We start from the raw sequence: 25,361 nt of genomic DNA, 5'->3' as shown, positions 1-25,361 counted from the left end.
AGATGGGCGACAGCCCTCGGGCATCCGGCAAGTGGCCCCACGTCTTGCAGTACCTGTTCAGGCCCGGGTCACGGCGGTGTGGAGTTCCCGTACGCCTGTGGTCCGCGGGTGCCGCTCGGTGAGTTCGTCGACGATGCTGCGGATCGCCGGCCGGTCGCGTACTTCACCGGGGCTGGCCCGGTAGGCGTTGAGCAGGGCGCGGGCCGTCTGTTCTGGCCGGTTCCATGCCCACCAGGCGCGTGCCATGTCGGTGCCCATGCGGGCCTTGCGTTCGGCGGTCGGGAACTGGTCGGCGCGCAGGTTCTTCCCCGCGTCCAGGGCGGCGCCCGCGTCGCCGAGGGCCCAGTGCACGCCGACTGCGTACAGGTCGACGGCGGCTGGGCTGATCGGAAACAGGCGGCCTGCCGGGGCGGTGCCGGGGAGCCGGCGGGCGGCTCGGCGGGCTTCTTCGGTCATCGCCAGTGCGTCGGCACGCTGCCCGCCCCGGGCGGCGGTGTAGGCGAGGGTGCACAGCATCTGCGCGTAGGCGGCCGCCGCTGCCTCCGTGCGCAGCCCGGTGGCCTCGACGGTGGCGGCCGCCGATGTCATGAGCCGCTGGGCGTCGGCGTGACGGTCCTGGTGGCGCAGCACGATCGCCAGTTCCCTTGCAGCGGCCGCCGCGGCGAGGGGCGAGCCCGAGACTTCGGCCCAGGTACGGGCGCGGTCGGCGGTGAGGCGGGCGCGGTCGTAGGAGCCGAGCTTGATGAGTACGGCGGAGGCGAGGCTGTAGACCGAGGAGAGCCGGGCCTGGTCGAGGCTCTGCCGGGACGCGGCTGCGCTGTGCCCGTCGGCGATGAGGGCGGGCAGCGCGGCGAGGAGCTGACCGTGTCCGCCCTTGTCGTACAGGGTCCGGGCGGAGGACAGGCGAGCGTCCAGGGGCCCGGTGCCGACAGGGGCTGGAGTGTTGGCGAGCGCGTCGTCCAGGCCGGTCAGCAGGGCGACCGGTCCGGCGGCCGCCGTGGCGGTGAGCAGCGTACGGCGGCGCATGGGGTCCTCCTCGGCGTCACGCGGACTGGCCGTCACTCTAGTGGCCGCCGGAGCTGCGGGGGACGGCGGCGCGAGAGAAGCCACCAGCATGTGTCGGGGCACGCCGACTTCCAGCGCGGCACGGTGCACCAGGGCCAAGTCGACCACCCGCGCACTGCGTTCGAGCCGCGAGACGGTGGCCGGCGAGCAGCCGATGCGGCCGCCGAGTACGGCCAGTGTCCACGCTCGGTGCTCGCGGCCGAGCCGGATCAGCGCGCCGGGGCGGCGCTGGGCGGCTAATTCGCGTGCTCTCGTGCTGTTCCAGAGCGGGTCGACGAACACCGGACCCTCCCACGCCGCACTACCGGGGGCGTCCCACGGTAGAGGCGCTGCACGGGCCGCGTCGAGACCGCTTTCACACCGTGCAAACGCCATGCGAGCGGCGAGAATTGATCACAGTCGGCGTGGCCGGTGCGGTGCCCTGGGTGCATCGCCCCGATCCGCGGGGCGCCGTCCATCGGAGGCACCATGGCAACCAGCACCGCTGCAACCGTCCCGGCCGCCTGCCCGACGACCGGCCCGATCCGCTCCGCGCGGGAGGTCGTGCCGGCCGCCCTGTGGAACAAGCAGGTCGGTCTCCTCATGCGGGACCACCCGTACGACTCGGTCATGGCGGCCCGGGTGCTGGGGCAGGGCTACGCCTACCTGCTGACCGCGATGAACCACCGGGGCGACAAACTGGGCCTGGCGCCGAGCTCCCTCATCGACATCGGCGTCCACACGATCATCCTGGACACCGTGGCGTACGCCGAGCTGTGCGATCGCTTCAACGGCGGGCACTTCCTGCACCACGTGCCCGAGGTCGACTTCAAGAACGACGGCTCCGTGATGAAGACCGCGCACAGGGTCGCGGCCGACGGCTGGGAGGTCGACCTGTCGCTGTGGCAGGACGCCGCCAAGTGCAGCCCGTGTCACCCCGGTAGCGACTCCCACTGAGCCGCCCGGGTGTCCTGGACTCCGGCCGGCCGCCGGAGCCCAGGGCACGTCCGGTTGAGATTCCCGCGAACCGGCCCGCCCGGAGGCCGTGCCCGCCACCATGGGGCGAGTGACAGCCCCCACCTCTGCAGACCTGTGGCACCACTACGGCCGCGCCCGCCACACCACCGACCGGACCGTGCCCGACACGTTCCGGTGGGCCTGGGGCCAGGACCGCGGGCCCGGTCCGGACATCCTCGGTGACCTGTCCGGACTGTGCGTCGCCGACCTCGGCGCGGGCGCCGCCCGGCACGCCGCCCACCTGGCCGTCCACCACCGGCCCGCCCGGGTCGTTGCCGTCGACGCCTCACCCGCCCAGCACGCCATGGCCACGGACCTGTACGGCCATCTCGCGCCGCGCCTGCAACTGGTGCGTTCGGACGTGGTGGAGCACTTGCAGGCGGCGCCCGACACGTACGACGTGCTTTACAGCATGTTCGGCGCGGTCGACTTCACCGAGCCGCGTCAACTGCTGCCGGCGGCGGCGTCCGCGCTGCGGCGGGGCGGACGGCTGGTGTTCTCCACTCTCGCCCACTATCTCGGCGGGGCGCCCGCACAGCCCGACGTGGAGCATGCCGACATTCCGGCCAGGACCCCGGACGGGGAGCCGGCCACGATGCGCCGCTGGGTGCTCCAGGAGCATGTGTGGGCCAAGCTCCTCGACGAGGCCGGATTCACCCGGATCAGCGGCGACCTCCTGCCCGCCGGGCAGAGGCCGCGAGCAGCCGACACGCTGCTGCTCACCGCACGGCGTGGTCCGCTGCCGTAAACGCCGCCGGGGACGGTCGCTGCGTCGGCGATGAGCCTGCCCCGGCGACTCGGGATGTCCTGCTCATCACACGAGCACCGTGGCGCGGCTCTGGAGGGGTGGGCCACCGACCCACACCTGGACCTCGACTTCAGCTCACTGCGGCGACGTCCCCGCCGCAGTGGACGGCTATGGCCGGTGGCGTGACTCATCCGGCCGTCCTTTCGAATCCCTTGCGATGCCACCCTGTTCATGTCATCCTGCAAGGCTTTGCTCATTGACATGACGACCAGGGACCTGGGGGGAAGTACATGGTGACGGCGGTGGTCGGCGGTTCGTCGGGTGGGGACGACGAGCAGGTCGCGCGGTTGGCGGCGGGCTCGTCCAACTTCGGTCACCTGCTCGGGCACGAGCCTTTACTGGTGACGCTGGGCTGTTCCGCCGAGTCGTACGTCCACACGGACCCGCATGCCGCCATGGTGAAGGCCCGCCTCTTCGGCGAGATCATGGCCCGGCACCTGGTCACGCTCCTCGGCGTCACCGTGCCGGGGCCCCGGCAGGTCGACCGGATCAACGCGCTCACCAGGGCTGACGTCCTCGTCCCGCAGGTGCGCGCCTGGTTCGAGGCGATCCGCACGACGGGCAACAAGGCCGTCCACGAGTACTACGCCAACGTCCGCGAGGCGCTCCAGTCCGTGGAGCTGTGCTTCCGCCTCGGTGACTGGCTGCACCGCTCCCTCGACCAGTCCGACACCACGCACAGGGTGTTCCTGGCACCCGCACCGCCCTCCGCCGCGCCCGCGCCCGAGTCCGTCGCCGACCAGCGCGAGCTGGAGCAACTGCGTACCGAACTCGACGCCTACCGCCGGAGGTTGGAGGAGGCACGGCTCAGCTACGACGGCAAGCAGAGCCGCCTGGAGCGCGAGCAGGCCGCCCGCGAGCAGGCCGAGGCGGAACTGGCCCGTGCGGAGGCCGAGCGGGCCGCGCTGCACGACCTGATCGCTGAACTGAGCGAAAAGATCACCGAGCTGACGGCTCCGGCGATGGAGTCCCGTTCGGCCGCCCGCCCGCTGGACGGGGCCTCGCGGCGCGACGAGTTCATCGCGCAGGCGCAGAAGGCCGCCCGCCCGCCGATGAGCGAGGCGCAGGTCCGCGCCGAGCTGGACCGCGTCCTGGAGAAGGCGGGCTGGGCCGTCCAGGACGACGTCGCCAAGAACCTCTTCGCGGGCAGGGGCGTCGCCGTCCGGGAGGTCTCCACCGCCGTCGGCCGCGCCGACTACCTCCTCTACGTCGAGCAGCGCCTGGTCGGCGTCATAGAGGCCAAGCGGGAGGGCGCCGACCTGGAGGCCGCCATGGAGCAGGCCTCTCGTTACGCCACCGGCCTCACCCGCAGCCAGCAGCTCAGCGCCTGGCGGGCCAGCCTGCCCTTCCGGTACGTCGCCGACGGCAACACCGTCCGCTTCCACAACGCGCTCGACCCGTCGCCGCGTACGCGTGAGGTCTTCGCCGTGCACCGGCCGGACACGATCGCCCGCTGGGTGGAGGAGGCCGAGGCCGACCACGGCGCGCCGACCCTGCGGGCCCGGATGCGCCGCCTGCCGGAGACCTTCCTCGACCCGGAGGACCTGCGCCCGGCCCAGGTGACCGCCATCAACGGCCTGGAGCGTTCCCTGGCCAAGGACGACCCGCGCGCCCTGATCCAGATGGCGACCGGCGCCGGCAAGACGTACACGGTGGTCAGCGAGAGCTACCGGCTGCTCAAGCACGCGGGCGCCAAACGCATCCTGTTCCTGGTCGACCGCAACAACCTCGGCAGCCAGGCCGCCACCGAGTTCGAGAACTTCGACACCCCGGACGACGGCCGCAAGTTCACCGAGCTGTACGTGGTGCAGCGGCTCGCCGGGGACACCGTGCTGGGCTCCGCGCACGTGGTGGTGTCCACGGTGCAGCGGCTGTGGCTGGCGCTCACGGGCCGCGAGGTGCCGAGCGCCGACCGCGAGGACGCGGCCCTGGACCGCTACGACCTGGTCGACGAGCCGGTGGAGGTCGGCTACAACCCGGACCTGCCGCCCGAGGCGTTCGACCTGATCGTCATCGACGAGTGCCACCGCTCCATCTACGGCAAGTGGCGCGCGGTCCTGGAGTACTTCGACGCCCACCTGGTCGGCCTGACCGCCACCCCGGTCAAGCAGACCTTCGGCTTCTTCTTCCAGAACCTGGTCAGCGAGTACCCGTACGAGCAGGCCGTCGCCGACGGCGTCAACGTCGACTTCGACGTCTTCCGCATCCGTACGGAGCTGGGGGAGAACGGCGGGACGATCCCGGCGGAGACGGTGGTCCCGATGCGGGAGCGCAAGACGCGCCGCGAGCGGTACCAGGAGCTGGAGGAGGACCTGGAGTGGAAGGCGTCCCAGCTGGGGCGTCAGGTCATCAGCAAGGGGCAGTTGAAGCTCGTCGTCGAGACGTTCCGCCAGCACCTGTTCACGGAGATCTTCCCGCCGGTGGGGGAGGGGGAGGTGCAGCGGGCGCGCACGCACGTGCCCAAGACGCTGATCTTCGCCGTGGACGACAACCACGCCGACGAGATCGTGCAGATGGTGCGGCAGGTCTTCGGGGAGAGCGACGACTTCTGCCGGAAGATCACGCACGCGGCGAAGCGGCCGGCCGAGCTGATCAAGGCGTTCCGCAACAGCCCCGAGCTGCGCGTCGCGGTCACCGTCGACATGATCGCCACGGGGACCGACATCCCGCCGCTGGAGTGTGTCTTCTTCCTGCGGGACGTCAAGAGCTGGGCCTACTTCGAGCAGATGAAGGGGCGTGGCTCGCGGACCATCGACCCGGCGGAGTTCCAGGCGGTCACGCCGGATGCCGAGGTGAAGGAACGGTTCGTGATCGTCGACGCGGTGGGCGTCACGGACTCCCCGCGCGTGGACGCGCGCCCGCTGGTCCGGGTCTCCGAGCGGAAGATCCCGCTGGAGCGGCTGATGGCCAAGACGGCGGGCCTGGCGATGACCGAGGACGAGGTCGCCACGCTCGCGGGTCGTCTGGCGCGGCTCGACCGGCAGCTCACTCCCGAGGAGCGGGAAGAGGTCGAGGAGCTGGCCGGCCGGCCGCTGCGGGAGATCGTGGGCGGTCTTGTCCGGTCCGTCGACCCCGACCAACAGGAGCGGGCCCGGCGGATCGGCGGGCAGGCGCAGGTACGGCAGGAGATGCTGGACGCGCTGAAGCCGATCGCCTCCAACCGTGAGCTGCGGGACCGGCTCATGTCCATGCGCCGGGCGCACGACATCGTCATAGACGAGGTGAGCGTGGACGAGGTGAAGGAGGCGCGCGGCATCACGGCCGACGAGCTGGCGATGCGGCGAGTGACGTCCTGGAAGCAGTACATCAAGGAGCACCAGGACGAGATCGCGGCCTTCAACCTCGCGTTCAGCGAGCGGCGCGATCCGAAGGAGGTCTACCGGCGGCTGAAGGACCTCGCCCGGAAGATCGAGCGTCCTCCGTTCCAGTGGACCCCGGGGCGGCTGTACGACGCGTACGTGCAGCTGGGGAAGGCGGCCCGGCATCCGCGGGGGGCCGCGGGGGTGGTCGACCTGATCGGGCTGCTGCGGTTCGAGCTGGGGCTGGAGGAGGAGGTACGGCCGTACCGGGCGCTGGTGGAGGAACGGTACGCGGCGTGGCGGGCCCGGCAGGAGCAGGCGGGGGCGGTGTTCACGGAGGACCAGGTGTGGTGGCTGGACCGCATGGTCGACGTGATAGCGACGGATGCGGCGATCGAGCCCGAGCATTTGAAGGACGTACCCTTCATCGAGCGCGGGGGCGTGGACGGGTTCCTTCGGGAGTTCGGGGCGGATCGGGGGGCTGAGATTTTGGATGAGCTGGGACGGGAGTTGGGCGCGTGAGTATTCCTTCGGAGCTGCCGGAGGGGTGGGCTTGGGCGACGCTTGGCGATATTGCCGACTCGACGCTTGGGAAGATGCTCGACCGAAAGAAGGAGGGCGACCATCCGGTCCCGTATCTGCGTAACGTCAATGTGCAGTGGGGGAGGATCGACACAGAAGATGTATTGACCATGTCGATCCCACCGGGACAGCAGGATTTCTTCCGTGTCCGTCGTGGTGATCTTCTGGTTTGTGAAGGTGGAGAGGTCGGACGGTGTGCCGTATTCGAAGGTGACGACGGTAAATACCTCGCCTTCCAGAAGGCGTTGCACAGAGTCCGGCCGCTTGGTGGTGTCAGTTCCAGTTACCTGCGCTACTACCTTGAATACCTGAATGTCACAGGAGGCTTCGGAAAGTTCACTACCGGCAGTACGATCAAGCACCTGCCGCAGCAGCAGCTAAAACGCTTGCCCGTGCGTGTACCGCCGCTGGAAGAACAGCGACGCATCGTTGCCATGCTTGAGGAGCAGATTTCCAAAATCGAGTCGGGGGAACGTGGGCTTGCGAAATCTTCTCGGCGCAGCGTTCAGTACCGGAGGCTTGTCGCGGATCTGGCCACCAAGGGCAAGCTGGCTGAGGCGTTGGTCGATGAGGGTACCGGGCACGCGCTAGTCGAATCGATTCGTCATGCGCGAATTGGCGTAGTGAAGGGGCGTCGCCTCAAGGCCGCTCCCCTGGGGGGTCCAGTACCGGAGGTCCCCGGAAACTGGACCGTCGCATCGCTTGACGAGGTTTCGGCGCTTATCGAATACGGCTCCTCGACAAAGACGTCCGAAATGGCGAAAGCTGGCGATGTCCCTGTCTTGCGAATGGGAAACATTCAAGATGGGAAAATTGACCCACGCGTCCTGAAGTACATTCCGGCTGGTCATCCAGATGCGGCGAAGTTTAGCCTTGAGGATGGCGACCTCCTCTTCAATAGGACTAACAGTATCGAGTTGGTTGGCAAATCTGCCGTATATCGAGGTGAGCTTGGTCGGATGGCCTTTGCTTCCTATCTTATTCGTTGTCGATTCCTGCCTGGAGTTGATCCTGAATGGGTGAACTTGGTGATCAATAGCCCTATGGGGCGACGTTATATTAGATCGGTTGCTACCCAGCAAGTCGGACAGGCGAACGTTAATGGTACGAAGCTCGGAGGCATGCCGATTCCTCTTCCTCCGGAGGCCGAGCAGCGGCGAATTCTTGATGTCGTCGAATCTCATCACTCGGCGGCGCTGAGATTGAATTCAGGGATTCGTCAGCAGGGAGTGAAAGCCGCTCTTCTCCGTCGTTCCTTCCTCACTGAGGCTTTCGCTGGCCGTCTGGTTCCCCAAGACTCTGCTGACGAGCCCGCTGAAGCCCTGTTCGCCCGCATTCGTGCGGAGCGGGAAGCGGCGGGAGCCTACAAGGCCCGGCGTCGGAGCCCTCGCCGGGCGCCCGCTCAGCAGAAGCACACGTTGGACACCGCACCCGCGTCGGACGCACCCCCGCACCCCAGGGCTGGTGCCCCCACCCTCACCACTGCCACTCAGCCCACCCTTGACCTGGAGATGCCCTCGTGACCACGACCGAGGCCCGTCGGCTCGTCGACAAGCTCTGGAGTTACTGCCACGTCCTGCGGGACGACGGTGTCTCCACCATCGACTACGTCGAGCAGTTGACGCTTCTCGTGTTCCTCAAGATGGCGCACGAGGCGCAGTCCCGTCCGCCGATGTTCCGCGAGCAGATCATGCCCGAGGGGACAGTCTGGGAGGGACGTGGTTGGCCCGAGCTGCTGAACAACGACGGTGCCGAGCTCGAAGCCGCCTACACGCAGCTCCTCGAAGACCTCGGAGCCCAGCGCAAGGGCACCACCTTCCACCTGATCTTCAACGGGGCCCGTAACCGCATCCACGATCCCGCCAAGCTCAAGCGCCTGGTCAAGGACCTGATCGACAAGGAGAGCTGGTCCGGCCAGAAGACCGACATCAAGGGCGACGCCTACGAGGAACTGCTCTCCCGTGGCGCGGAGGACGTCAAGTCGGGCGCGGGTCAGTACTTCACTCCGCGCCCGCTGATCCAGGCCATCATCGACTGCGTCCGCCCCACCCCGGACGACACGATCACCGACCCCGCCAGCGGAACCGGCGGCTTCCTGCTGGCCGCCGCCGAGTACATCCTCAACGAGTACGGCAACCGGCTCACCCCTGAGCAGCGCAAGCACCTCAGCAGCGGCGGCATCTGGGGCACCGAGCTGGTCAGGAACACCGCCCGTCTCGCCGCGATGAACCTCTTCCTGCACGGCATCGGTCAGCCCACCGGGCCCACCCTCATCCATGACCGTGACGCCCTCATCGCCCCGCCCACCAAGCGCGCGAGCCTGGTCCTGGCGAACCCGCCCTTCGGCAAGAAGTCGTCGATCACCGTCTACGGTGACGACGGCTCGGCTGCCCGTGAGGCGATCGCCTACGAGCGCCGTGACTTCTGGGTCACCACGACCAACAAGCAGCTCAACTTCGTCCAGCACATCGCCTCGCTGCTGGAGATCCACGGCCGGGCTGCGGTCGTCGTCCCGGACAACGTCCTCTTCGAGGGCGGCGCGGGTGAGACCATCCGCCGGCGCCTGCTGAAGGAGTACGACGTCCACACGCTGCTGCGCCTGCCCACCGGCATCTTCTACGCGGGCGGCGTCAAGGCCAACGTGCTGTTCTTCGAACGCAAGCCGGCCCGTCCCGAGAAGGCGTGGACCGAGAAGCTGTGGGTCTACGACTTCCGTACTGCCCAGCACTTCACCCTCAAGCAGAACCCCCTCACCCGGGCCCACCTCGAAGACTTCGTGCAGTGCTACCGCCCTGACGAGGACCGCTCCAAGCGCGTCGAGACGGAGCGCTTCAAGGCGTACACGTACGAAGAACTGGTCGCCCGCGACAAGGCCAACCTCGACATCACCTGGCTCCGTGACCCGAGCCTCGACGACGCGGACAACCTGCCCGCGCCCGAGGTACTGGCCGCCGAGATCGTCGAGGACCTCCAGGCCGCGCTGGAGGAGTTCGCCGCGATCGCGGAGACCTTGCAGCAGGCTCGGGGAGAGGGGGCGACGACGGAGGCGGCTCCGGTCGTCGACTGACACGCAGACGTGGCCCGCACCCGTGCATCCGGGTGCGGGCCACTTGTGTTTGCTACGTCAGCGCTCGGACGCGTACGGCAGGAAGGCGGCCCAGGTGGTGGGGGTGAGGGCAAGGCGGTGGCCGTCCGGAACCTTGGAGTCGCGCACATGGATGATCGCCGGGGTGGTGGCGACCTCGACGCAAGACGGACCGTCGTCCGAGCTATAGCTGCTCTTTATCCACTCCAGCTTGCCATCGGCTCCGTCAGAGGGCTTGAGGGTCATGACTCTCCCAGCACTTTCTCGATGAAGGCCAGCGACTCTCGTGGTGTGAGAGCCTGCGCCCGGATGATCCCATAGCGCATGTCGAGGACCGTGGTCTCTTTCGGGTCGGTGATCACGCGGTTGGTGAGCTGGATTTCGCTCAGCCCCACGGCCGCTCCGTCCTTGAGTTTGAGCAGTCGGAAGGGGCCGCCGAGGCCGGAGTTCTCCTCCCGGCTCAGGGGCAGCACCTGTAGGTCGACGTTCCGCAGCCTGGCCACTTCCGACAGCCGTTCGAGCTGGTTGCGCATCACCATCTTGCCCCCGATCAGGCGGCGCAGCGTCGCTTCGCACAGCACGAAGCTGAAGAGGGGGCGGGCCTTTGGGGCGCAGAAGATCTCCTGGCGATCCAGCCGAGCGGCTACCCGCTGCTCCAACTCCTCTTCTGCGAACTGCGGTCGTCGAGAGCTGAACACAGCTCGTGCATACGCCTCGGTCTGCAAGAGTCCATCGATGACGCAGTTGTTGTAGGAGCAGATCTCCACGGCTTCCGCTTCCAGGCGCTTCACGTCCCGCACCTTCTTCGGGTACCGGACCTCCGCCACGTCCTGCTTGAGCGCCGCAACCTTCCCGCCCGCCCCCAGCACCTCGTCCGCCGCGTCCAAGTACTCCGGCCGGGGAATCCGCCGCCCCCGTTCGACGCAGGAGACCAGCTCCTCTCCGTACCCGATCGCCGCCCCGAACTCCGCCTGGGTGAGGCCGGCCGCCTCCCGCCACAGCTTCAACTGCCGGGTGACCGTCCGCATCACGGCCCCGGCCTCTTCGTCGTCCAGCCCCGCTTCCCACCCGCTCATGTCTGCCGCCTCCTGTCGCGCGCCCTTCCCCGGACCAACTCCGGCCGCCCGCGCCCGGTCACCCCGGGCAGGGCGGACAGAAACCAGACACCTGGCGTACAGCCGGCGGCCGTACGAGCTGCCCGTATTCACAGTGTGCGCACGCGTGAGCACACTGGGTGGCGACAATCCTGAACTCCGCATCGCGGACAGAGAAGGGATCCCCATGACGACACTCGCCCCCGAGGCCCCCTGGGCGCTGCGCCTGGTCACCGATCGGCTGCCGGTCGGGCCGCCGCCGTATGCGACGGTGACGCTCGACCCCGTCACGCAGACCGCCCGTTATGCCGACGCCGCCGGGAGGCCGGTCGAGATGGGCAAGCACGGGACGTCGAGGACGACCAGCACCGCCTCCGTGTCCGGGGGCGGTGACGGGAACGGTCCGCAGTCCCAGACGCAGGACGACAGCACCACCGACTACGAATCGGACTGACCGATGGCTTCCACTGTCCTGGTCGTCACCGCGCTGGAGGACGTCACGGCGGACCGGGTCGTCGCCGCGTTGAACGAGCGCGAGGTGCCCGTCGTCCGTGTCGACCCAGCCGACATCGGGTCCGCCCTGACGTTCGGCTTCCGTATCGAGGCGGAGCGTCCGGTGTGGAGCGGGCGGCTGCGTACGGCGAGCCGGGAGGTGGAGCCGGGGGAGGTGGCGGCGGTGTACTGCCGTCGTCCCACTCCTTACGGCACCCGGTTCGCGCATCTGCCCCGGCAGCAAAGGGACTTCGCCGCCGCCGAGGCGCGGCACGGGCTCGGCGGCGTCCTGAACGCCCTGCCCGGCGCCCGGTACGTCAACCACCCGGCCGCGGTGGCCCGCGCGGAGTCCAAGCCCGGCCAGCTCCGAAGGTTCGCCCGGCTCGGGCTGAGGATTCCTCCGACGCTGATCACCAACGACCGAGAGGTGGCGCGGGAGTTCGCCGCCGTCCACGGTCCCGTCGTCTGCAAGACGTTCCGCGGCCTGCCCACCGGCGACGACGGGCGCGCCGGGGCGATCTGGACCCAGCGGGTCGACCCGGAGACCTTCGACGACACGCTCACCGTGACCGCCCACCTGTTCCAGGCCGAGATCCCCAAGACCGGTGACGTACGCGTCACCGTGGTCGGCCGTCGTGTCTTCGCCCAGCAGATCGCCGCACCCGACGGTGCGCTGGACTGGCGCCGGGGCGACTGGGGCGCCCTGCTCCACGCGCCCATCATCGTGCCGCCGCCCGTCGAGGCCGCGCTGCACGCCTACCTGGCCTCGTTCGGTCTGGTCTTCGGCTGCTTCGACTTCGCGCTCACCGGGGACGGGGACGACCCGCAACACTGGACGGCGATCGAGTGCAACCCGAACGGCCAGTGGGGCTGGCTTCCCGACGCCTACGACATCACCGAGGCGTTCGCCGATCTCCTCACCGTGGAAAGGAAGGGCCGTTCATGACGCTGCCCGTCGACCTCGAAACCGATGCCGCGCGGCTGCGCGCCATCATGGCGGAGGACCTCGCCGTACGCGGGGTGCTGGACGATCCGGCCTGGCGGGCGGCGGTGGAGAAGGTGCCCCGGCACCGGTTCGTGCCCGGCTTCTATCTGCCCGCCGACGAGCGAAACGGGCAAGGGCTGACCGTGTGGCAGCCGGTCACCGCCGCGCTCGACCACGGGCGCTGGCTGGCCGCCGCGTACTCCGACACCACGCTCATCACGCAGTTCGACGGTGACGAACCCGACTGGGAGAACCCGGTCGAGCGGTTCGGCGGTGCCCCTACCTCGTCCTCCACCCTGCCCTCGCTCGTGGTGCGGATGTGGGCCGACGCCGACGTCCGGGAAGGGCACACGGTGCTGGAGATCGGTACGGGGACGGGCTACTCGACCGCGCTCGCTTGCGAACGCCTCGGTTCTGCCGGTGTGACGAGCATCGAGGTGGACCCGCACCGGCTGGAGCGGGCCGCGGACGCGCTCCACGGCTGCGGTTACGCACCCACCCTCGCGGTCGCGGACGGGCTGTACGGGTACTGGCCCGAGGCCCCGTTCGACCGGATCGTCGCGGCCTGTTCCTTCCGGGCCGTGCCCCCGGCCCTGGTCGCCCAGACCCGGCCGGGTGGGAAGATCCTTCTGACCCTCTCCGGCTGGCTCTACGGGTACGCCCGAGTCCTGCTCACGGTCGCCGGGGACGGCACCGCCGAGGGGCGGCTGCTGGGCGGCACGGTCTCCTTCATGACGGCGCGTACGCACGCGGCGCCGGCCTTCGGCAACCCCGCCCACTGGGCGGCCGGGCTGCCGGGGGAGGCACGGGCCGCCCGGCACGGTCCCGAGCGGATCACCGCCGCGACCGAGGAGGCCTTCCACCTGCGCTTCCTCGTGCAGGGCGCCGTGTCCGACGCCCAACTGGCCGCCGTCGGCGATGTCCTGCATCTGATCGACGTGGTCGGCGGGTCGGCCGCCGCGCTGACGCCGGACGGCGACGGCGGTTGGCAGGTGCGGGAGGGAGGTCCGGTGCGGCTGTGGGAACGGGTCGAGCGCGTTCTGGACGCCTACGACACGGCAGGGCGGCCGGGACCGGAGACCTTCACCCTGTGCGTCCACGACGGCGGACAGCACCTGCGGCACCCGCGCGTGCCCTGCCTTCCGCTGCCGTCGCTCTGAGGAGATGGCCCGGACGGAGCCGGACAGCCTCCGGCCGCACGGGCCACTCGCCTTCACGGTCGGCGCGTGACTGGACACACTGAGTGACATGAATCAAGGAATCGCCGTACCGCGCACCCCGCTCCACCAGTTCACCGTGCCGCTCTCCGCCACCCGCCGGGCGGCCCGACTCGCCCGCCTGCTCGCCGGCGAGCAACTGGTCGCCTGGGGCCTGCCGTTGGATCCGGCCAGGCTGATCGTCGCGGAACTCGCAGCGAACGCCGTCGTGCACGGGCGTGTGGCAGGCCGGAGTTTCCGGCTCGGCCTCACCGTCACAGCACCCGCCACCCTTCGTATCGAGGTCACCGACCCCCAGGGCGATCAATTGCCCACGCAGGCACGAGTGGCCGCCGGGGCGGAGCCTGCCGAGTCCGGCCACGGCCTGCTCCTCGTCGAGGAACTGGCCGACCGCTGGGGCGTACGAACGGGCCCGGTGCCGTGCAAGACGGTGTGGGCGGAGCTGGACCTCGGCCGGTGATCCGGGAGCTCGTCAGCCGCTTCCCCGCGATGCCGGAACCCCCGGCGGCCGTGGGGGGAGCGCACCGTCCGCTCCCCTTCGTGCGTCAGCCGCCCTGGCCCGCGCTGCCGATCGGGCCGACCTTCACCGGGGTGCCGGGGCCTTCCGTGACCGGCAGGGACGCGGCGCCGGGCCAGTCGAGGGTGACCGACTTGGTCTCGTCGGGCGGGGTGACCACGAGGCCCGTGATGCGGACGCCGGAGCCGCCCGTGTCGTTGGCCGGGTAGGAGATGTAGAAGGAGACCGACTCGCCGTCCTTCAGGACCGTCGCCGGGGCCTGCTCGCCCGAGCGCTCCGCGGACACCGTTCCCGCATTCGTCTTGAGGTCCACACCCGCGAACCCTCCGACCGAGCAGTCGTGGCCGCCGCCGTTGGTGAACGTCACCGCCACGGTGCTGAGCTCGTCGCCGTCGATGGTGCTGTCCTGCGCCTTGATGTCCAGCTCGTCGGTGCGGCACTTGCCGGCCGCGGCCGGTTCCTTTGCGGCCGGTTCCTTCGCGGCCGGTTCCTTCGCCTCGCCCTGCGCCGAGTCGTCCGAGCCCTCGGTGGAGGAGACGGACGGCTTGCTCTGATCCACGGCGGCGGCCTCGTCGTCGTTCTGGCAGGCGGTGAGCGAGAGACCCGCGACGACGGCCAGGGCTGCGATGGTGAGCTTGTTGACGCGCATGGTGTCTTCCTCGGTGTAGGTCGGGCGTTCTGACCTGCAAGAGGGGGCCGGTGCGAGAGGCGTTTCGTCCAACTGTCGGCTGCTACGCCGCTGTTACCCCTGTTACACACCGCCCGCAATCGTCATCCGCACATAGGGGCGGGAGGCGAGTGTGAGGGCGATCGAGGTCGCCGCGAGGGCCGTGATGGCGGTGGCGGGGGTCATGTACTGGGCCAGGGCGCCCGCCACCGCCGCGCCGATGCCCTGCCAGGTCATGCGGCCCGCCGATTCGACGCCCTGGACCTGGCCGTGGACCCCGGCGGGGGTCACGGCCAGGAGGCGCTCCTGGAGGGGGAGCGTGGCGGCGAAACCTGCGCTCGCGAGGAACACGGCGGCCGTCGCCAGGAGCAGCGGTGGGCGGAGGGCGAACAGCAGATAGGGGGCGGCGAGGAGGAGGCGCAGCGGGAACGCGCAGCGGGCGCGGGCGGCGGGGGTGAGCAGACGGCCCACGGTCAGATCGCCGAGGAGCATGCCCGCGGCGCCGGCGGCCAGAAGGATTCCGGCGTGGCCGGGGGCGTACGAGATGAACAGGGCCTCGCAGCCGACGATCAGACCGTTCGGGACCCACAGGTTCAGCAGCAGGGCGCGCGGGCCGCCGCGGGACAGGAGGGTGCGGTTCGTCGTCCACGTCTGCCGCAGGCCGGGGCGGCGGGGCGGGCGGATCGAGTGGTCCCGGGCGGTCGCCGCGACCACGGCCAGCCCCGCGCCGGTCAGGGCCGCCGCGGTGAGGAAGACCTCCTGCGGGGTCAGGTGGCGCAGGAGTACGGCGCCGAGCGCGTAGCCCAGGACGGCCGTGCCGCCCGAGGTGATGTTCATCAGCGAACGCGCCGGGACGTACGCGGTGGCCGGTACCACCTCGGCGAGGAGGCCCATCCGGGTTCCGGTTCCCAGGGACTGGAAGAAGCCCAGGACCAGGAGGAGGGCGAAGCGGGCGGTCAGGGGGAGGCCGGGGACCGCCTGGGCGGCCACGCCCGCGAGTGAGACGCACTGGAGTGCGACGAGGGTGCGGCGGGGGCGGTTTCCGTCGGCGACCGACATCAGCGTCATCGCGCCGAGCACGGTCGCGAAGGTGGCGCCGTACATGCTCACGGCCGTCAGGAACGGGGAGCCGGTGCGCGCGTCGACCAGGGTGCCGAGGGCGAAGCCCGACAAGGTGCTCGCGGCGACCGTGAGCGTGAAACTCACGTACAGGCCGGCGAACTCCCGGTTGCGGAGCAGGGCGCGGTAGGTGGTGGTGGGTGCGGAGGCGTCGGATGGCATGAAAAAAGCCTCCGGACGCTTCCGCCGGGGCGGACGCCGAAGGCCGACCCGCACATTCTAGCGTCCCGCGATCAGCTCGGCCCGGTGGAACCCTCCGAGCGGCGGCGGGCGACCTCCTCGCGGACGGCGGTCGCGCTGTCGTACAGGCGGAGCAGGGTCCGGGTGGGGAGGATGCGCGCGTCGCAGTTCCCCGTGTGGCCGAAGTGGGCTTCCTGCCCGCTCCATTCGGGCATGTACGCGCCCTGGCAGAGGGGGCAGTACGTCCGTGCGCGGTCCTCGAAGTCGTCGTCCCAGTCGACGCCGTAACTCATGATGCGTTCCTCCGGCCGTGTTGCCTGCGTCGGGCCTCCGTCGCCGTGGCGGCTGCCACGCGCAGGGTGGCCACGAGTACGAACGCGCAGGCGGCCCAGCGGCAGACCGCGTGCGCGGACGAGGCGTTCCCGGGCGGGGACAGCGCGACGGCCGTACCCGAACCGAGGGTCACCACACCCCAGTTGTAGAGCCTGACCGCCCTGCGCGAGGAGCTTTTCCAGATCTGGAAGTCACGCTGCTGGATCTGCATCAGTACGGTGTCCGGCGGCTTCTCCGACGTGCCGTACCAGGCGTCCAGGTCAGCGGGGTTGAAGAGGTGCGTGGCCGCGTTGAAGCTGCTCTGGATGCAGGAGACGAAGAGCACGGCGCACACGGTCATCAGCAGCATGGCCGGTCCGGGCCAGCGGAACTTGTCGCCGTCGGCGGCCATCACCCCCGCGATGCCGATCGCCGCGGCCGCCAGCAGCGGGGCCGCGACGAAGTGCGCGTTCTGCGCGGCGTTCACGTAGCCGATCTTCGGCGGGATCGCCCAGCGGTCCCTCGGTGTCTGCGACATGCTCCCCCTCGCCCGGTACCTCGTGCAGTTCACCCTTCCCCACCGGACCGGTTCGTACGGGGAAAGCGACGGGGCTCCCGGCGACCGGCACCGGGAGCCGTGGCATCGAAGGAGTGTCAGCCGAGGCGGCGGAGGGGGGTGCCGGCGAGGTGGGCCTCGATGTTCTCGACCGCCTGGGTGTAGTACGTGCGGTAGTTGAGGTCGGAGACGTAGCCGAGGTGCGGGGTCGTCAGAAGGCGGGGTGCCGTGCGCATCGGGTGGTCGGCGGGGAGTGGCTCGGTGTCGAAGACGTCGACGGCGGCGCCCGCGATACGGCCCTCCCGCACCACCGTGAGCAGTGCGTCCTGGTCGACGAGGGCCGAGCGGGAGGTGTTGATCAGATACGCGGTGGGCTTCATGAGGGAGAGTTCGGCGGCGCCCAGGAGGCCGCGGGTCGTGTCGCCCAGGACCAGGTGGAGCGAGACGTAGTCGGCACTGGCAAGCAACTCCTCCTTGGAAGAGGCGAGTTCCACATCCGCCTCGTCCGTACGCTCCTTCGTGAGGTGCGGGCTCCACGCCGTGACCTCCATGCCGAAGGCGAGCCCGACCCGCGCCACCCGGCCGCCGATCCTGCCCAGCCCCAGTAGACCGAGCCGGCGTCCGTGCAGGTCGGCGCCGACCGTCGACTGCCAAGGGCCGTTCGCACGCAGGGTGTTGTGCTCCGTGACGAGGCCCCGCGCGAGTCCGAGCAGCAGCGCCCAGGTCAGCTCCACCGGCGGGGTGGGGAAGCTCTGGGTGCCGGACACCGTGACACCGCCCCGTTCGGCGGCCGCGTAGTCGATGACCGAGTTGCGCATGCCGGACGCGACGATCAGCCTCAGCCGGGGGAGCCGGTCCAGCAGGGAGGCGGGGAAGGGGACACGCTCGCGCAGGGTCACCACGATGTCGAAGTCCGCGAGCGCCGCGGCCAGTTCGTCCTCATCGGCGAGGTGCTCGGTGAAGGACGTCACCTCCACGCGGTCCCGGAGGGGGCTCCAGTCGGCGATCGTGGTGGCGACGTTCTGGAAGTCGTCGAGCACGGCACAGCGAAGCAGCACGGAAGTCCTTCCTAAGGGGCCAGCGCCTCCGCCACGGCTCGGGCGAACGCCTCCGGATTGTCCAGCATGATCGTGTGCCCGCAGTCGGGGACCGGGACGACCGACACACCCCCGGCCGTCAGCCCGTCCGCGCCGGGGAACGGGGCATCCGCCTCCGGGAACAGGAACGTGCGCGGCACCGGCAGCCCGAGCAGCAGCTCACGCATCGTCGGATCGGTGCCGTCGACCAGGTGGGAGGCGCTGCGGTGCAGCGCCTCCAGGCCCGCCAGCCGCATCGTCGACCACCAGTGCGCGCCCGCCCGGTCACGGACCTCACGCCAGCCGCCCGCCACGAACTCCTCCTCCGTGTACGCCGCGATACCGCTGCTGCCCAGGGCGCCGGGCACGCGGGGCAGCGGGTCGAGGTTGGCGTCGACCAGGACGAGCCGGGAGACCAGTTCCGGATGCCGGGCGGCGAGCACGACGGCGACCGAGCCGCCCATGCTGTGCGCCACGAAGTCCGCCCCCGTGACGCCGGCCGCCCGCAGCGCGGCGGCGAGCGCGTCCGCGTGGTCCTCCAGGGTGTAGGCGAACGTGACGGGACGGTCGCTGTGGCCGTGACCCAGCAGGTCCACCAGGAGCGAGCGGTGACCCGCGAGGAGCGGGTGGACGGCGGTCGCGGCGAAGTAGGCGGGGGAGCTGGCGCCCAGTCCGTGCACGTAGACGCGGGCCGGGTCCCGGCCGGGCAGCTCCACCCAGCGGATGCGGTCACCTTCGGCGGTTACGGCGGCGCTGTGCACGGTGTGATCCTTTCGGGCGTGATGCCGGCACCGTATACCCGCCGGGGGCACGGGCCGACTCCGCGTCGGCAAAGGCATGGGAGGGGCGGGCGTAGCGTAGTGGTATGACGACGTACGGATCCTTTCCCGGCACGCGGCCCCGGCGTCTGCGTACCACCCCCGCCATGCGGCGCATGGTCGCCGAGACCCGGCTGCACCCCGCCGACCTCATCCTCCCGGCCTTCGTCCGCGAGGGCGTGAGCGAACCCGTGCCGATCGAGGCCATGCCCGGCGTCGTACAGCACACCCGCGACAGCCTGAAGAAGGCGGCGGCCGAGGCCGTGGCGGCCGGGGTCTCCGGGATCATGCTGTTCGGCGTGCCGGAGGAGTCCAGGAAGGACGCCGTCGGCACGCCCGGCACCGACCCGGACGGGATCCTCCAGGTCGCCCTGCGCGACGTACGGGCGGAGGTCGGCGACGACCTGCTCGTCATGTCCGACCTGTGCCTCGACGAGACCACCGACCACGGGCACTGCGGGGTCCTCGACGAGCAGGGCCGCGTCGACAACGACGCCACGCTCGAGCGGTACGCCGAGATGGCGCAGGTCCAGGCCGACGCGGGCGCCCACATCGTCGGCCCCAGCGGGATGATGGACGGGCAGATCGGCGTCGTCCGCGACGCCCTCGACCAGATCGGCCGCGAGGACGTCGCGATCCTCGCCTACACCGCCAAGTACGCCTCCGCCTTCTACGGCCCGTTCCGCGAGGCCGTCGGCTCCTCGCTCAAGGGCGACCGCAAGACGTACCAGCAGGACCCGGCGAACGTCCGTGAGTCGATGCGCGAGCTGGCGCTCGACCTGGAGGAGGGCGCCGACCTGGTGATGGTGAAGCCGGCGGGTCCCTATCTGGACATTCTCGCGCGGGTCGCGGACTCGGTGGACGTGCCGGTGGTGGCGTACCAGATCTCCGGTGAGTACTCGATGATCGAGGCCGCCGCCGAGAAGGGCTGGATCGACCGGGACCGGGCGATCCTCGAAGCGCTGACCGGCATCAAGCGGGCCGGGGCGCGCAACATCCTCACCTACTGGGCCACCGAAGTGGCCCAGAGGCTGGGTGCCGCTCAGTAGGTTCGGCGGGCTCAGTAGGTGAGCGCGTCGGCCATCGACTGCTGCCAGTACGTCACCGCCATGCTGCTGTCGTAGTACACGCCGTCCGCCGGCAGGCCCGGGACGGCCGACGGGCCGCCGTCGCTGTTCGGGGTCCTGCCCTGGAAGGCGACGGTGAGCTTGTGGGCGGTGTCGCCGCCGTCGCCGCTGCCGTCGGCGGCCGACAACAGCACGCCCGCGTACGCCGTCTCGCCCGGTGCGAGGGTGACCACGGCCTGCGGCTTCGACGCCTCGATCGGCTGCGGCACCCACTGCATCTCGTCGAACCGGAGCACCGGGTAGTAGGTGAGGTCGCAGGTCTTCGAACCCGAGTTCTTGACCGTGATCAGCATGTGGTTGACGGGGCGGGGGACCGGGCGGGCGTCGACGGTGGTGTTGGAGCCGTTGCAGGAGACGCGGTTCTCCGGGGCGTTGTCGTCCTTGTCTCCGGTGCCGGTGCCGGTGCTGGTGCCGCTGCCTCCGGCGCCCTTGTTTCCGCCGTTCTTGCCCCCGCCGGCCTGGGCCGGGGCGTTCGAGGTGGTGTCCTCCTTCGAGGGGTCCTTGGCGGAGTCCGACGGCGTGTCCGTGGTCGCCGACGCGCTCGGCTGGGACGTGCCGGTGCCCGCGCCTTCGTCCTCGGTGCCCGTGCCGTCCTCACAGGCGGTGAGGGCGAGGGCGGCGAGGGCGGCACCGGTGGCGGCGAACAGACGGATGCGGGACGTGCGCATGGCGAATTCCTTTGCGTCGACAAGGGGTTCGGCACTGCCGCTCGACCGGTGACCGGGAGCGGCGTGCTTGGATGACCAGAGCTTGTCCGGTGATTCGTCCCGGCCGCCAGACCTGGCGGGCCATCCGGGACGCTGGAACGCTCGGACCACTGTTGACCTGGGAAAACGAACGTCCCCTGGAACGGCGGAATGGGATATGGGGTGGGAGGAACGGTGTCGCGGGACACGGCAGCGGCGGAGTTCGCCGCGCGGTTGAGGGCGCTGAAGGAACGGTCCGGGCTGAGCTACGGGATGCTCGCCAAACGGCTCCACATGAGTACGTCGACCCTGCACCGCTACTGCAACGGTGACGCGGTACCGAACGAGTACGCCCCGGTGGAACGGCTGGCCCGGCTGTGCAAGGCCGGCCCCGAGGAACTGGTCGAGCTGCACCGGAGCTGGGTGCTGGCGGACGCGGTGCGGGGGCGGAAGGGGGCGCCCGCGCCTGCCGTAGATCCGGGGGAGGACGCGGCGGCCGGGGAGCGGGAAGCGGGCGGCGCCCCTTCGGCGGCCGGGCAGCGGGCATCCGGGCAGGCGGGGACCGAACGAGTGGAGGGGGCGAGCCGGAAGGCGGGCCCCTCGGATCCGGAAACCCCGGCGACTTCTGGGACGGGAGCCCCGGTGACGCGGACGCCGGAGTCGGGGACCCCGGCCGACGGGGCCTCGGAGGCGGGGCCCCCGGTGGCGGGGTCCCCGGAGGCCGGGTCCTCGTGGGCAGGTGCCTCGGTGGCGGGTATGCCGGTGGCTGGGACGTCGGAGTCGGGAGTCCCGGTAACGGAGGCCTCGGAGGCGGAAATCCCGGCGGGGGATGGCGCCCCGGGCCCCGGGACCGGTGAGGACGACGGTGTCCCCGTGGTCACCGGTCCCGGTGCGGTCCGTGTCCGGTCCCGCCGTCGTACCCGTACCGCCGTCCTCGCGGGGATCGCCGTCGCCGCCGTGCTCGGCGGGGTCACGCTCGCTCTGGGGCTGCCGGACGGCGGTGGCGACGGCGGCGGGGGCGACCGGAAGGACCCGGCGGGCGCCGCGACCCTCGATGCCGGGGCGGGCCGGAAGAAGGACGTCACCGCGTCCGCGTCCGCCTCCGCATCCCCCTCGGCCTCCGCGTCCCCCTCCGCCAAGGACAAGGAGGCCCCCCGCGCCCCGGCGAACGCGCCCAGCACCCCCGCGGACGACGGCGCCCCTGACGTCGTACCGCTGACCGTGCAGGCCGACCCGTACGTGTGGGAGAGCCCCTGCGTGCAGCGGTATCTGATCAACAGGCCCGCGGGTGAGGTGGAGCCGCCGCCCGTCGAGCAGGGTGCGCCCGCGTGGGTCAGCGCGTTCGGGGCCGTCTCCTCGGACGAACAGTATGTGCGGCTCACCGTGCAGGGGACCGGCGACGAGACGGTGGTCGTGAAGGGGCTCACCGTGCGGGTGGCGGGCAAGCGGTCGCCGCTCGCCTGGAACGACTTCGTCATGGGCTACCCCGGCGTCGGCTGCGGCGGCGGCGTGCCCACCCGTTCCTTCACCGTCGCCCTGGACGCCGCCCGGCCGGCCCTCACCCCGGAGGCCGGGCACCAGGACTTCCCGTTCAAGGTGAGCGAATCCGACCCGGAGATCTACTACATCACCGCCGACGCCTCGGCGTACGACGTCAGTTGGTACCTGGAGCTGGAGTGGTCCAGCGGCTCCCGCAGCGGCACCCTCACCGTCGACGACAAGGGGCGCCCCTTCCGCACCAGCGGCAACAACGGGCGCCCGGCGTACGAGTTCCCGCTGGGCGGCGAGGGGTGGGTCCCGGAGGGCAGCACGACGCTCGAATAGCCGACCGTGCGGACCGGGCACCACCAAGTCCGGCCGCACGTTAGGTTGTTGAACATCAGCCCGACGATCGAACATAGGGGAGACACCCATGACCGGAGACGCCCTCAGTCAGGATCCCACCGAGCTGCAGCGGCGGATCGACAGCAGCAAGGCGCATCCGGCCCGGGTCTACGACGTGTTCCTCGGCGGCAAGGACCACTACCCGGCGGACCTGTCGGCGGCGGCCGCCGGCCTCGCGGCCAACCCGCGCGGATACCTCGACGTACGCCACAACCGGGACTTCCTGCGCCGCGCGGTGAACACGCTGGTCACCGAGGACGGCATTCACCAGTTCCTCGACATCGGCACCGGCCTGCCCACCGCCGAGAACGTGCACCAGATCGCCCAGCGCGTCGCCCCCGACTCCCGCGTCGTCTACGTCGACAACGACCCGGTGGTGCTGACCCACGCGCGCGCCCTGCTCACCAGCGGCCCCGAGGGACGTACGGACTACATCGACGCGGACCTCAAGGACCCCGCCGTCATCCTCGAACAGGCCGCCAAGACACTGGACTTCGACCGGCCCATCGCCCTGTGCCTGGTCGCCGTCCTGCACTTCGTCGAGGACGAGCAGGCCTACCCGATCGTGCGCGAACTCGTCGACGCGCTGCCCTCCGGCAGCCGCGTGGTGCTCAGCCACCTCACCGAGGACCTGAACCCCGAGAACATCCGGGCGGTGCAACGGACGTACACCGAACGCGGGTTCACCTTCGTGCTGCGCACCCGCGCGGACGTGGAACGGTTCTTCACCGAGAGCTCCCTGGACATCGTGGACCCGGGCGTGGTCCCCGTGCACCACTGGCGCCCCGACCACGCCGCCCCCGTCCCCGAGCGCCCGGAGGACTCCTACCTGGAGCGCCTCGACCCCATCGAACGGGTCCGCTACGAGGACATCAACGACGTGACCGACGCCGACATCAACGTCTACGGAGCCGTCGCCACGAAGGCCTGAGACCTCCGCCGCGGAACGACGAACGGGCGTGGCCCGTCCTCCCCCCGGGGGGAGGACGGGCCTCGCCCGTTCGTCGCGCGCCGGGCGCTCAGAGCCGCTCGGGCGTCCTGATCCCCAGCAGGGCCATGCCCCGGTGCAGTGTGCGGGCCGTGAGGTCGCACAGGAACAGCCGGTTCTCCGCCACGTCTTGCGGCGGCTGCGGCTTGATCACTGGGCACTTGTCATAGAACGTCGTGAACAGCGACGCCAGTTGGTACAGGTACGCGGCCAGCCTGTGCGGCGCGTACTCCGCCGCCGCCTCGAAGACCGTGTCCCCGAACGCGTCCAGGTGCAGCCCCAGCGCGCGCTCCGCCTCGTGCAGCCCCAGCTCCGGGTGGGCGGCGGGGCGGACCTCGCCGGCCTTGCGGAGGATGGACTGGATACGGGCGTACGCGTACTGCAGGTAGACGGACGTGTCACCGTTGAGCGAGACCATCTGGTCCAGGTCGAACTTGTAGTCCCGGTTCGGCGACGTCGACAGGTCCGCGTACTTCACGGCCCCGATGCCGACCTGCGTGGCCCGCTCCTGGATCTCGTCCTCGGTGAGATCCCGCGCCTTCTCCCGCACGACCTCGGCCGCCCGCTGCACCGCCTCGTCCAGCAGGTCCTCCAGCCGTACGGTCTCGCCCGCACGCGTCTTGAAGGGCTTGCCGTCCGCGCCGAGCACCGTGCCGTAGGCCATGTTGTGCGCGGTGACGTCGTCGCCGAGCCAGCCGGCCCGGCGGGCGGTCTCGAAGACCATCTTGAAGTGCAGCGACTGGCGCACGTCGACGACGTACAGCAGCGTGGTCGCGTCCAGGTCCTGGACCCGGTTGCGGATCGCGGTCAGGTCGGAGGCCGCGTAGCCGAAGCCGCCGTCGGCCTTCTGCACGATCAGCGGAACCGGCTGGTCGTCCTTGCCGCGGATCTCGTCGAAGAACACCACCAGCGCGCCCTCGGAACGCACCGCGACGCCCGTCTCCTCCAGGAGCCGGGCCGTCTCGGGCATGCCGTCGTTGTACGCGGACTCGCCGACGATCTCCTCGTCGCGGATCTCCATGTCGAGCTTGTCGAAGACGGAGTTGAAGTAGACCTTCGACTCGTCCACGAACTGCTGCCACAGCTCGAGCGTCTCCTTGTCACCGGACTGCAGGGCGACGACCCGCTTACGGGCCCGCTCCTTGAACTCCTCGTCCGCGTCGAAGACCGCGCGCGACGCCTTGTACACCCGGTTCAGGTTCGACATGGCCTGCTCGCCGTCGACGTCCTCGGCCGGGGCCAGCTCGCCGGGGTGCTCGAACAGGTACTGGATGAGCATGCCGAACTGGGTGCCCCAGTCGCCGATGTGATGCCGGCCGATCGTCCGCTCGCCGGTGAAGTCGAGCATGCCGCGCAGGGCGTCGCCGATGACCGCGGAGCGCAGATGGCCGACGTGCATCTCCTTCGCCACGTTCGGCTGGGCGTAGTCGACGACCGTGATGCCCGCGTCCGCCTTCAGCGGCACGCCGAGGCGGTCGCCGTCGGCGAGCCGTGCGGCGAGGTTCTCGGTGATCGCACGGTCGGCGAGGGTGATGTTGAGGAAGCCGGGGCCGGAGACCTCGACGTCCTTGATCAGGTCGTCGCCGGTGGCGATGCCGCCGACCACCTGCGTGGCCAGCTCCCGAGGGTTCGCCTTCGCCTTCTTGGCCAGCGCGAGGATGCCGTTGGCCTGGAAGTCCGCCCGGTCGCTTCGTCGCAGCAGCGGGTCGGCATCCGGCTGGGTGGCCGAGAGGGCGGACGTCAGCTGCTGGTTGACGAGATCGGTGAGCGATGTGACCGAGGCCATAGGGGTGGGTGCCGTTCTCCTC

23 protein-coding genes are annotated in these 25,361 nt (G+C 70.4%); 12 read left to right on the top strand and 11 right to left on the bottom strand.

Features of this window, described 5'->3' with window-relative positions; all coding sequences use genetic code 11:
* Positions 1–57 precede the first annotated feature (57 nt).
* Complete coding sequence (locus IF28_RS0120310; RefSeq protein WP_030222254.1) at positions 58–1,347, bottom strand: helix-turn-helix domain-containing protein; 1,290 nt, start codon at positions 1,345–1,347, stop codon at positions 58–60.
* A 186-nt stretch (positions 1,348–1,533) separates the two neighbouring features.
* Here IF28_RS0120310 and IF28_RS0120305 point away from each other — a divergent pair, with 186 nt between their 5' ends.
* The 5 genes from IF28_RS0120305 to IF28_RS0120290 all read left to right on the top strand — a co-directional run bounded on the left by IF28_RS0120305 (position 1,534) and on the right by IF28_RS0120290 (position 9,817).
* Positions 1,534–2,001, top strand: a complete 468-nt coding sequence (locus tag IF28_RS0120305; protein ID WP_030222247.1) for a hypothetical protein — start codon at positions 1,534–1,536, stop codon at positions 1,999–2,001.
* Between the two features lie 100 nt (positions 2,002–2,101).
* The gene (locus tag IF28_RS0120300; RefSeq protein ID WP_030222245.1) at positions 2,102–2,809 is read left to right on the top strand and encodes a class I SAM-dependent methyltransferase; all 708 of its coding nucleotides are present in this window, start codon (positions 2,102–2,104) and stop codon (positions 2,807–2,809) included.
* 290 nt (positions 2,810–3,099) lie between these two features.
* A complete protein-coding gene (locus IF28_RS0120295; RefSeq protein ID WP_078621277.1) occupies positions 3,100–6,690 on the top strand; it encodes a DEAD/DEAH box helicase family protein in 3,591 nt (1,196 codons plus the stop codon).
* Positions 6,687–8,273, top strand: a complete 1,587-nt coding sequence (locus tag IF28_RS37905) for a restriction endonuclease subunit S (RefSeq protein ID WP_078621275.1) — start codon at positions 6,687–6,689, stop codon at positions 8,271–8,273. Before IF28_RS0120295 ends, IF28_RS37905 begins: the two co-directional genes overlap by 4 nt.
* A complete protein-coding gene (locus IF28_RS0120290; RefSeq protein ID WP_030222241.1) occupies positions 8,270–9,817 on the top strand; it encodes an HsdM family class I SAM-dependent methyltransferase in 1,548 nt (515 codons plus the stop codon). The genes IF28_RS37905 and IF28_RS0120290 overlap by 4 nt, the downstream gene beginning before the upstream one ends.
* 57 nt (positions 9,818–9,874) lie before the next feature.
* Here the strand turns inward: IF28_RS0120290 and IF28_RS0120285 are convergent, their stop codons facing one another.
* On the bottom strand, positions 9,875–10,081 hold the full coding sequence (locus tag IF28_RS0120285) for a DUF397 domain-containing protein (protein ID WP_030222238.1): 207 nt from the start codon (positions 10,079–10,081) through the stop codon (positions 9,875–9,877).
* Positions 10,078–10,911 (bottom strand): helix-turn-helix domain-containing protein, encoded by an 834-nt coding sequence (locus IF28_RS0120280; protein WP_030222236.1) that lies wholly within the window; start codon positions 10,909–10,911, stop codon positions 10,078–10,080. The genes IF28_RS0120285 and IF28_RS0120280 overlap by 4 nt, the downstream gene beginning before the upstream one ends.
* A 205-nt stretch (positions 10,912–11,116) precedes the next feature.
* Here IF28_RS0120280 and IF28_RS0120275 point away from each other — a divergent pair, with 205 nt between their 5' ends.
* The 4 genes from IF28_RS0120275 (at position 11,117) to IF28_RS0120260 (ending at position 14,083) form a co-directional block, all read left to right on the top strand.
* The gene (locus IF28_RS0120275; RefSeq protein ID WP_030222233.1) at positions 11,117–11,383 is read left to right on the top strand and encodes a putative ATP-grasp-modified RiPP; all 267 of its coding nucleotides are present in this window, start codon (positions 11,117–11,119) and stop codon (positions 11,381–11,383) included.
* 3 nt (positions 11,384–11,386) lie between these two features.
* Positions 11,387–12,367, top strand: coding sequence for an ATP-grasp ribosomal peptide maturase (gene tgmB / locus IF28_RS0120270; RefSeq protein ID WP_030222230.1), 981 nt, complete (start codon positions 11,387–11,389; stop codon positions 12,365–12,367).
* Positions 12,364–13,566 carry an ATP-grasp peptide maturase system methyltransferase gene (gene tgmC, locus IF28_RS0120265; protein WP_030222227.1) on the top strand — a complete coding sequence of 401 codons (1,203 nt, stop codon included), beginning with the start codon at positions 12,364–12,366 and terminating at the stop codon, positions 13,564–13,566. The genes tgmB and tgmC overlap by 4 nt, the downstream gene beginning before the upstream one ends.
* Positions 13,567–13,654: 88 nt before the next feature.
* Positions 13,655–14,083 (top strand): ATP-binding protein, encoded by a 429-nt coding sequence (locus tag IF28_RS0120260; protein ID WP_030222221.1) that lies wholly within the window; start codon positions 13,655–13,657, stop codon positions 14,081–14,083.
* Between the two features lie 85 nt (positions 14,084–14,168).
* Here IF28_RS0120260 and IF28_RS0120255 read toward each other — a convergent pair whose 3' ends face one another.
* From IF28_RS0120255 to IF28_RS0120230, 6 genes are all read right to left on the bottom strand, one after another.
* Positions 14,169–14,789, bottom strand: a complete 621-nt coding sequence (locus tag IF28_RS0120255; protein ID WP_030222218.1) for a DUF4232 domain-containing protein — start codon at positions 14,787–14,789, stop codon at positions 14,169–14,171.
* Between the two features lie 102 nt (positions 14,790–14,891).
* Positions 14,892–16,088 carry a membrane protein gene (locus tag IF28_RS0120250; protein WP_030222215.1) on the bottom strand — a complete coding sequence of 399 codons (1,197 nt, stop codon included), beginning with the start codon at positions 16,086–16,088 and terminating at the stop codon, positions 14,892–14,894.
* Positions 16,089–16,159: 71 nt separating this feature from the next.
* The gene (locus tag IF28_RS0120245; RefSeq protein WP_030222212.1) at positions 16,160–16,399 is read right to left on the bottom strand and encodes a hypothetical protein; all 240 of its coding nucleotides are present in this window, start codon (positions 16,397–16,399) and stop codon (positions 16,160–16,162) included.
* Positions 16,396–16,956, bottom strand: coding sequence for a hypothetical protein (locus IF28_RS0120240; RefSeq protein WP_030222209.1), 561 nt, complete (start codon positions 16,954–16,956; stop codon positions 16,396–16,398). Before IF28_RS0120240 ends, IF28_RS0120245 begins: the two co-directional genes overlap by 4 nt.
* Before the next feature lie 116 nt (positions 16,957–17,072).
* The gene (locus IF28_RS0120235) at positions 17,073–18,032 is read right to left on the bottom strand and encodes a D-2-hydroxyacid dehydrogenase family protein (protein WP_030222206.1); all 960 of its coding nucleotides are present in this window, start codon (positions 18,030–18,032) and stop codon (positions 17,073–17,075) included.
* An 11-nt stretch (positions 18,033–18,043) separates the two neighbouring features.
* Positions 18,044–18,811 (bottom strand): alpha/beta fold hydrolase, encoded by a 768-nt coding sequence (locus IF28_RS0120230; protein ID WP_030222203.1) that lies wholly within the window; start codon positions 18,809–18,811, stop codon positions 18,044–18,046.
* A gap of 104 nt (positions 18,812–18,915) precedes the next feature.
* Between IF28_RS0120230 and hemB the strand changes: the two genes are divergently transcribed.
* Positions 18,916–19,917: a porphobilinogen synthase gene (gene hemB, locus IF28_RS0120225; protein ID WP_030222198.1), complete on the top strand. Its 1,002-nt coding sequence runs from the start codon at positions 18,916–18,918 to the stop codon at positions 19,915–19,917.
* Positions 19,918–19,928: 11 nt separating this feature from the next.
* Here hemB and IF28_RS0120220 read toward each other — a convergent pair whose 3' ends face one another.
* A complete protein-coding gene (locus tag IF28_RS0120220; protein ID WP_030222195.1) occupies positions 19,929–20,663 on the bottom strand; it encodes a DUF4232 domain-containing protein in 735 nt (244 codons plus the stop codon).
* A 213-nt stretch (positions 20,664–20,876) separates the two neighbouring features.
* Here IF28_RS0120220 and IF28_RS0120215 point away from each other — a divergent pair, with 213 nt between their 5' ends.
* Together IF28_RS0120215 and IF28_RS0120210 are read left to right on the top strand one after the other, a co-directional pair.
* Positions 20,877–22,505, top strand: a complete 1,629-nt coding sequence (locus tag IF28_RS0120215) for a helix-turn-helix domain-containing protein (protein WP_030222193.1) — start codon at positions 20,877–20,879, stop codon at positions 22,503–22,505.
* 88 nt (positions 22,506–22,593) lie between these two features.
* The gene (locus tag IF28_RS0120210) at positions 22,594–23,496 is read left to right on the top strand and encodes an SAM-dependent methyltransferase (protein ID WP_030222191.1); all 903 of its coding nucleotides are present in this window, start codon (positions 22,594–22,596) and stop codon (positions 23,494–23,496) included.
* 88 nt (positions 23,497–23,584) lie between these two features.
* On the opposite strand, the gene argS is transcribed toward IF28_RS0120210, so the two are convergent.
* A complete protein-coding gene (argS, locus tag IF28_RS0120205; RefSeq protein WP_030222189.1) occupies positions 23,585–25,339 on the bottom strand; it encodes an arginine--tRNA ligase in 1,755 nt (584 codons plus the stop codon).
* Positions 25,340–25,361 lie beyond the last annotated feature (22 nt).

Source organism: Streptomyces sp. NRRL WC-3626, from assembly GCF_000718785.1.
GTDB lineage: Bacteria > Actinomycetota > Actinomycetes > Streptomycetales > Streptomycetaceae > Streptomyces > Streptomyces edwardsiae.
The sequence above is the reverse complement of the archived record's forward strand: the minus strand, read 5'-3'. Positions and strand labels throughout refer to the sequence as shown.